Annotated in this window: 5 protein-coding genes and 1 pseudogene; 4 read left to right on the top strand and 2 right to left on the bottom strand. The window is 59.0% G+C overall.

The window, feature by feature from the left end; genetic code table 11:
* The 4 genes and pseudogenes from B8784_RS16660 to traG all read left to right on the top strand — a co-directional run.
* A partial coding sequence (locus B8784_RS16660) for an IS3 family transposase (RefSeq protein ID WP_143435293.1) occupies positions 1 to 646 on the top strand: 646 nt, incomplete at its 5' end.
* 39 nt (positions 647 to 685) lie between these two features.
* Entirely contained in the window at positions 686 to 1222 is a 537-nt protein-coding gene (locus tag B8784_RS16655; protein ID WP_084399033.1) for a TonB-dependent receptor domain-containing protein, read from the top strand.
* 72 nt (positions 1223 to 1294) lie between these two features.
* Positions 1295 to 3451 carry a S9 family peptidase gene (locus B8784_RS16650; protein ID WP_084399032.1) on the top strand — a complete coding sequence of 719 codons (2157 nt, stop codon included), beginning with the start codon at positions 1295 to 1297 and terminating at the stop codon, positions 3449 to 3451.
* A 467-nt stretch (positions 3452 to 3918) separates the two neighbouring features.
* Positions 3919 to 5091, top strand: a pseudogene (gene traG, locus B8784_RS16645) (IncP-type conjugal transfer protein TraG); the annotation flags it as partial.
* 154 nt (positions 5092 to 5245) lie between these two features.
* On the opposite strand, the gene istB reads toward traG, so the two are convergent.
* Both istB and istA read right to left on the bottom strand, forming a co-directional pair.
* Positions 5246 to 6010 carry an IS21-like element helper ATPase IstB gene (gene istB, locus B8784_RS16640; protein WP_084396756.1) on the bottom strand — a complete coding sequence of 255 codons (765 nt, stop codon included), beginning with the start codon at positions 6008 to 6010 and terminating at the stop codon, positions 5246 to 5248.
* Positions 6007 to 7494 (bottom strand): IS21 family transposase, encoded by a 1488-nt coding sequence (gene istA / locus B8784_RS16635; RefSeq protein WP_169712612.1) that lies wholly within the window; start codon positions 7492 to 7494, stop codon positions 6007 to 6009. The genes istB and istA overlap by 4 nt, the downstream gene beginning before the upstream one ends.
* Positions 7495 to 7614: the final 120 nt, after the last annotated feature.

Here is a 7614-nt window from a genome sequence, read left to right as displayed (position 1 = left end):
CAGGCGCCTGATGAAGGCCATGGGCCTGCAGGGCATTATCCGCGGCAAGCCGCATCGCACGACCTACAGCGACAAGGCGGCGCCGTGCCCGCTCGACCATGTGAACCGCAACTTCAAGGCCCCGGCGCCGAACCGGCTCTGGGTCAGCGATTTCACCTATGTCTCGACCTGGGCAGGGTTTGTCTATGTCGCCTTCGTCATCGATGTGTTCGCCCGCCGCATTGTCGGCTGGCGGGTCAGCCGGACAGCGCATGCGGACTTCGTGCTTGATGCCCTTGAACAGGCCTTGCATGACCGGCGGCCCTGCTCTGGAAGTGGTCTTGTCCATCATTCAGATCGTGGCAGCCAGTATGTCAGTATACGGTATACGGAGCGTCTGGCCGAGGCAGGTCTTGAGCCGTCGGTGGGCAGTGTTGGTGACAGCTATGACAACGCTTTGGCGGAAACCATCAATGGACTCTACAAGGCCGAAGTCATCTGGCGGAAAGGCCCGTGGAAATCCATCGATGCCGTTGAATACGCCACCCTCGAATGGGTCGACTGGTTCAATCACCGCCGCCTGCTCGAGCCAATCGGAAACATCCCACCGGCAGAAGCCGAGGCCAACTACTTTGCAGCGCTGAAGGAAAACGCTATCGCTGCTTGACCCCAACCAAACAGCCTCCGGGGTTACCGGCGCGGTTCAATTGGCGCAATAATAGATGCTCGCATTCAAAACAGCGCTTCGACGTCGACCGATGGCGTTGATGTCTCAATCGAGTATGAGCGTCCCTTTGCCGACGGAACGATCAGGTTTGGCTTGAATGGCAATTACATACTTTCGTCCGAAGCGCTCGCCACGCCGAACTCCGATCCTGTCGAGATGATCAACAATTTCGCTCAGCCCGTTGATCTTCGACTCCGCGGCTCACTTGGCTGGTCGGGCGATCATCTCTCGACGACCCTGTTCGTGAACTATGTCGACGATTATAGCAGCGACAGGGTCGGTGAACGTGTTCCGGTCGATTCTTGGACAACCTTCGACGTCTCTGTTCAATATTCCTTGGGGCAGGAGAGGGCGAAAGGGCTGCTGTCGGGTGTCCGGCTCGCGTTGAACGTTCAGAACCTTTTCAATGAAGCGCCGCCATTTGTAGAGTCCGGCATCGACGGCATTTTCTATGATGGAAACAATGCCAATCCATTAGGACGATTTGTAAGCCTCGAATTGAGCAAATCGTTCTAGGCGACCGATCCATGGCGTGCCTCTTGCTGAGGCGCGCCGCATCTCCCCGAATATAACCACAGGCCAACTCCCATGCCCAACGACACTCTGAATCCGTCTGCCGGAAAGCATTGTTTAGCGACGTTGCTTGTATGTCTTGCAAGTTGCACTTTGATCAGTTCTCCGGGATCGGCTCAGGATAAGCCAGAGATAAAAATCGAAGACGTTATCGATAGGGGTCAATCCAGACTGAGACGTGTTGGTTGGCTCGGCTCAGATGCTTTATACGGGCTGTACAGTTCAGCGGCTGGAGAGCCCTCAGTAAGGAGACTTCAACCGGACGGTCCGGCCGGAGCAGATCTTGCCGCGGGCCTTGATGCCAGCGGCGCCGACCGCAATGTGTTCAGGACGATTTCAGTATCGCCGGATGGAAAGCGGTTAGTCTCGTTCGTCGATCATCAATGGCGAACGCTGGAACTCGCGGCGCAGTCCACGACAATCATGACGATGCCAGAACGCCCGGCGGGGCTACCCGAGAACTTTGCATGGTACATGACGGATTGGGCCGATGACGGACGCCGCGTCGCGATTAGTGAAATGTATGACGCGCGAGCTCGGTCGTCCGCTTCGGTTGCTAGCTTCAAGATAAATGGGGTCACACTTGAGGAAACAGCTCCAGCCTCAGATCGCACTGTCGTGCAGCAAACGCGCCTGCTTCTTGTAGATGCGGTCAGTGGCGACAATTTGGGTTCCTGGGTTTTTCCTGGGTGCACATCTGCGGGCCACTCCTTTTCTCCAGGCACTGAATTGTTTGTCACCCTGACATGTTTTGAAGTCGACGTGCCCCACACGAAGCTCATTCGGATCAATACAGAAACGAAGAAATATGAAGAAGTCTTCCGGGCGAATTCCATCATTCAGGGGTTCCGTCCGAAAGTCTCCCCAGACGGGAAACTGATCGCGTTTCCACTCAACAATGATGGCTCCAATTGGGCCGCATTTGTCGACCTTGCAATACTCGACTCAGGATCTGGCGAAATCGTCCAGCGGCTTCGTCCGAACGCAAATCAGGGATTGGCAATGCAGGGTGAGTATTATTGGGCCGCCGATGGAAAGTCGCTCTATGTTTCCGCGCGAGGCGCGGGCCTCGATGAGATTTGGTCGCTTTCTTTGACCGGTGACCACAAACGTCTGGCCGGCGGTGACCGGCGACGGTTCGCAATGTCTCTTTCAGCGGATGGAGCGCAACTCAGTTACATCACGCTGGACGGCTATGGGTATCGAGATATTCGTACGCTCGATACCGAAACCGGTCGCGAGGACATTTTCTACGTTATCGACGATCCAGCATCTCAGTTTGCGCTGGGCCAGTGGCAGCAGATTGAATGGAAATCCACCGATGGGATCCGTCCAAAGGGCTGGTTGATAACGCCCCCCGATTTTGATCCGGCAAATCAGTATCCGCTTTTTGTATACATTCACGGCAATGGAACGGGTAGTGATTTGTACCTGGACGGCGCGTTTACGGGTTCTGTTTCAGGTGGCCCGCTTGAGTGGCACGCCTTGGCCGCCCTGGGATATGTTGTGTTTGTTCCGGACTATCGCATGAGCGGCAATTACGGGCCGGAACCGATTAGGCAGAGCCGGCGCGATCGACTTGACGGGGCCGTATATGACGCCCTCGACGTGATTTCCGGCGTGAATCACCTTGTTTCTCTGGGATATGTCAACTCAGACAGGATGGCCGTCATGGGGCATAGTCTGGGGGGCGCCAGAGCCTTTAAAATCCTGACGGATGAACCTCGCCTGTTTCGTGCTGCGGTCCTCAATGAATCATCAGGCCTCGATCGCCGGTCAATGTTCGAAACCGCCTCGAGCGGTTCTCGGACCGGATCGCACTTCAACCGGTTTATGCGTACGATTTACGGGAAAGAGCTTGCTGAGGACCCGGATCCGTACAAGACGAACTACGTTCTCGATGCCGTGCGAATTCAAACCCCGACACTCTTTCTTCGTGGAGGCTATGGTGGAAACGCGTCACCGACGATGTATGCATCGCACGAAACGGCATTTACGTTAATTCGACAAGCTGGCGTGCCCACACGATACATAATGTTCCCTGATGAGGGGCATACTTACTCTACGCCGGAGGCTGCGCTCGTTGCTTTCGATCTTGTGACAGATTGGCTTGCGAAGCATATGCCCGCAGAGCCTGGTGATGCCGATTTCGTCGTTCGCCAACGAGAATAAAGACCAGGCCCTGTATGAAATGGAAGTCTCTTATCGGTTCGGGTGCGCTGGCGTCAGCTTGAAACCCCATCTGTGCATGCCTGATCTGCACGCAGTCCAGACCAGGCGCGGCCGTACCAGACAACGCGTCGGCTGACCCGAGATCCGAGGCACCCTTAAATATTTCGAGGGTCTGACCCGTCATAAGGTTTGTGGAGGATGTGCTGTCACCTCAAACCGAAGCTGACCTAGAAATCATGGACCAAACGTTGCCAGGGCTTTGACCAGGACAAGAAATTGGGTCCGGTGAGCGGTTGAAAGTCAGAACTATTGACGATGGCTTGCGGCGTATCATTCGCATCGATGCCGAAAAGCTCTTTGCATTGTACTGTACAGACCTTTGTAGAATGGCCGTGTTCGAGAATGGCCAGATGAAGGCCCGCCCCCGATCCTGATGGCGACAGACAATCGCCTTCGGGAGCTCTCCCATGACCGGCACACGCATTCTCATCGGCCAGATCATTATCGTCTTCGTCATCATCATTGGCGCGCTCTGGCTCGCGACCCAGATGACGGCCGACGCGCTCGGTTACCAGGCTGCCCTTGGAGCCCCCTGGTTCGAATTCGCCGACCGGCCGGTCTACAAGCCATGGCGTCTGTTTCAGTGGTGGTATGCCTATGAGGCCTATGCGCCCGAAGTCTTCGCGCGCGGCGGCCTGATCACAGTGAGCGGCACGGGTCTGGGGATTCTCGCCGCCATCACCGGCTCGGTGCTGCGCAGCCGGCATGAACGCAACGTCACGACCTACGGGTCGGCGCGCTGGGCGAAGGTCTCCGATATCCGGCGCGCCAAGCTTTTCGGCAATGCCGGTGTGTTCCTGGGACAATGGGAAGGTCGGTATCTTCGCCATAACGGTCCGGAGCACGTCATGGCGTTCGCGCCGACCAGGAGCGGCAAGGGCGTCGGGCTCGTTGTGCCGACGCTCCTGTCCTGGACCGGCAGTGCCGTGATACACGACATCAAGGGCGAGAACTGGGACCTGACATCGGGCTGGCGGTCGACCTTTTCCACCTGCATCCGTTTCGATCCGACCGACCGGCAAAGTCCGCGTTTCAATCCCCTGATGGCCGTGCGCCGCGGCGAGCATGAGGTCCGCGACGTCCAGAACATCGCGGACATCCTGGTCGATCCCGAAGGCTCGCTTGAGCGCCGCAATCACTGGGAGAAGACGGGTCATTCGCTGCTCGTCGGCGTCATCCTGCATGTGCTTTATGCTGAACCCGACAAGACGCTGTCGGGATGCGCACGCTTCCTCTCCGATCCCGACCGGACCTTTGCGGCGACGCTGCGTGCCATGATGGAAACGCCGCATCTTGGCCCGGCTGGTGCGCACCCCATCGTCGCGCAGGCGGCGCGGGAAGTATTGAACAAGGCCGAGAACGAACGCTCCGGCGTCCTGTCGACCGCGATGAGCTTCCTGTCACTCTATCGCGATCCGGTGATCGCGGCGGTAACGGGTGGAACGGACTGGTGGATCGAGGATCTCGTCGAGGGGAAACGGCCGCTCTCACTCTACCTGGTTGTGCCGCCATCGGACCTGTCGCGAACGAAACCGCTGATGCGCCTGATCCTCAACCAGATCGGACTGTCAACGGCGGAGTAAAACCCGACCAAAGGGCGGCGCAAAAGTAGGCCACTTTGGGGTTGGGCGTGAAGGGCGCATAGAGCGCTGGCGGCCAGTCGACCGCGCTCCCCAAATAGCTGGCGGTTGACTGGCCGCCTTGGCCCGTGAGGGCCAAGTCATGGATTGTCGGTCAGGAGGTTTTGGTGGCTTTTCGCGCCTGGCTTTGGGCCAGGCGATAACTTTCGCCGTTCATCTCGAGGATGTTGACGTGGTGGGTCAGCCGGTCGAGGAGCGCCCCGGTCAGGCGCTCGGTTCCGAAGGTCTCCGTCCATTCATCGAAGGGCAAGTTGCTCGTGATCAGCGTAGCCCCGCGCTCGTAGCGCTGCGAGATCAATTCAAAGAGCAGCTCGGCCCCGGTTTTGGAGAGAGGGACGAAGCCCAATTCGTCGATGATCAGCAGCTTGGCGTTGGCCATCTGTTTTTGGACCCGCAGCAGGCGACGCTCGTCGCGCGCCTCCATCAGTTCGTTGACCAAGGCCGCGGCGGTGGTGAAGCTGACCGTCATCCCTTTCTGGCAAGCAGCGAGCCCCAGGCCGAGGGCGACGTGGGTTTTGCCGGTGCCGCTTGGGCCGAGGGCGATCACGTTCTCGCGCCGTTCGATCCAGTCGCAGCGCGCCAGTTCCAGCACCTGCATCTTGTTGAGCTTGGGGATTGCCTTGAAGTCGAAGCTGTCGAGGCTTTTGGTGGCCGGGAACTTGGCCGCCTTGATGCGGCGCTCGACCATCCGTCGCTCGCGATCGATCAGCTCCAGTTCGACCAGGCGCGTCAGGAACTGGACATGGTCCAAGCCCTCGGCGGCGCATTGGCGCGCCACCTTCTGATACTCACGCAGGAATGTCGGAAGCTTCAGCCTCTTGAGGTGATGCTCCAGCAGGATTTCGGGGGCATGGGTCATTCCGCAGCCTCCGACATCAGGGACATGTAGCTGGCCGCTGAGGTCGTCTCGACCCGCGCCCGTGGCAGGTAGGGGTACACGTCGAGGTCGAGCCGTGGTGGCCGCTTCTCGACCTGACACAGAACCAGATGCTTCACAGCATCAAAGCCGACCGCGCCCATCTTCAGGGCCTGCTTTACGGCGGCGTGTAGCTCCTCCATGCCGAAGGTCTCCAGAAGACGCAGCACCTGGACATACTCGCGGCGCCCTATCTTCAGCATGCGCGCTTCCATCAGGCGGCGCAGCGTGTCGAACTCTTTTGGCAAGTCCCACTCCGCAAGGGGCGCAGCCTGATCCAAAGCATTGATCTTGCGTTCGATCAGCGGGAGGTAGTGGATCGGATCGAACACCATGTCCTCGCGCGCGTAGCACCGCGGATGGCGTGCGATCACGTCCCCACGGCAGCCAATCACCACCTGATCGACATAGGCCCGCACCCACACATCCTGATGGCCATAGGCCACGGGGACCGAGTAATCGTTGGTGTTGTAGCGGACCAAAGACTGGGAGCTCACCCGGCCGCTGGCCTGTGCGCAGGCCTCAAAGGGGGCGGCTGGCAAGGGGCGCATCTCGGCCAGATCCCGCTGCAGGCGCGCGCCGATCATCTCCGTGTGCCCACGCAAGGTGTCGCCCTGACGGGCACGGCACTGCTCTTCAAGGTAGGCGTTGAAGCTCTCCCAATCCGGGAAGTGGGGGATCGGCACCATGTGGTTGCGGCGCACGTAGCCCACCATCCCCTCGACATTGCCCTTGTCATTCCCTTTGCCCGGCCGCCCGTAGCGGTCTCGGAACAGGTAGTGCGACAGCAATCCGCTGAACTGCGTCGCGCGGACCCGTGTCCCATCCGGCTGGATCTTCGAGACCAGGCAACGGTCGTTGTCATAGAGAACCGACAGAGGCACCCCGCCAAAGAAGGCAAAGGCATGCACATGCCCGTCCATCCAGGCCTCCGCCGTCGCCGCCGGATAGGCCCGCACGAAGTAGGCATCGCTGTGCGGCAAATCCAGGACGAAGAAGTGGGCCTTTTGTTCGACACCCCCGATCACAACCAACGCTTCGCCAAAATCGGCTTGCGCATGGCCCGGCGGATGCGCCAGCGGCACGAACATCTCACGGGTGCGTCGTTCACGCTGCCGAACGTAGTCCTTGATAATCGTATAGCCGCCGGTGAACTCGTGTTCCGCCTTGAGCCGCTCGTGGATCCGCTTCGCTGTGTGGCGCTGCTTGCGAGGCAACTTCTTGTCCTCTTCAAGCCAGCCGTCGATGATCTCGCTGAACCCATCAAGCTTGGGACGCTTGATCTCCTTCGTGCGCCGGTATCCCGGCGGCGATGAGAACGCCAACATCTTGCGAACGCTGTCGCGCGATATGTTGAAATGGCGCGCCAGATCCCGCTGGCTCATCCCCTCGCTGCGCGCCAGCCTGACCTTCAGATAAAGTTCCACGGTGTAAATCTCCTCGCCCTCCCTGCTGCCGCAAGAAGGGAAAAAGTGGACGACTTTTACGCCGCCCGCACCGCCAATACGACGGCGCTACCGTGGTCTAATTTTGCACCGCCGTTCTCA

The sequence above is a fragment of the Henriciella aquimarina genome (assembly GCF_002088975.1).
GTDB classification, from domain to species: domain Bacteria; phylum Pseudomonadota; class Alphaproteobacteria; order Caulobacterales; family Hyphomonadaceae; genus Henriciella; species Henriciella aquimarina.
This window is presented reverse-complemented; position numbering and strand designations above follow the sequence as displayed.

Bases quoted from the DNA above. Each gene is read 5' to 3' on its own strand.
- B8784_RS16650 (WP_084399032.1), top strand. From the start codon at position 1,295: ATGCCCAACGACACTCTGAATCCGTCTGCCGGAAAGCATTGTTTAGCG.
- istB (WP_084396756.1), bottom strand. From the start codon at position 6,010: ATGACCCATGCCCCCGAAATCCTGCTGGAGCATCACCTCAAGAGGCTG.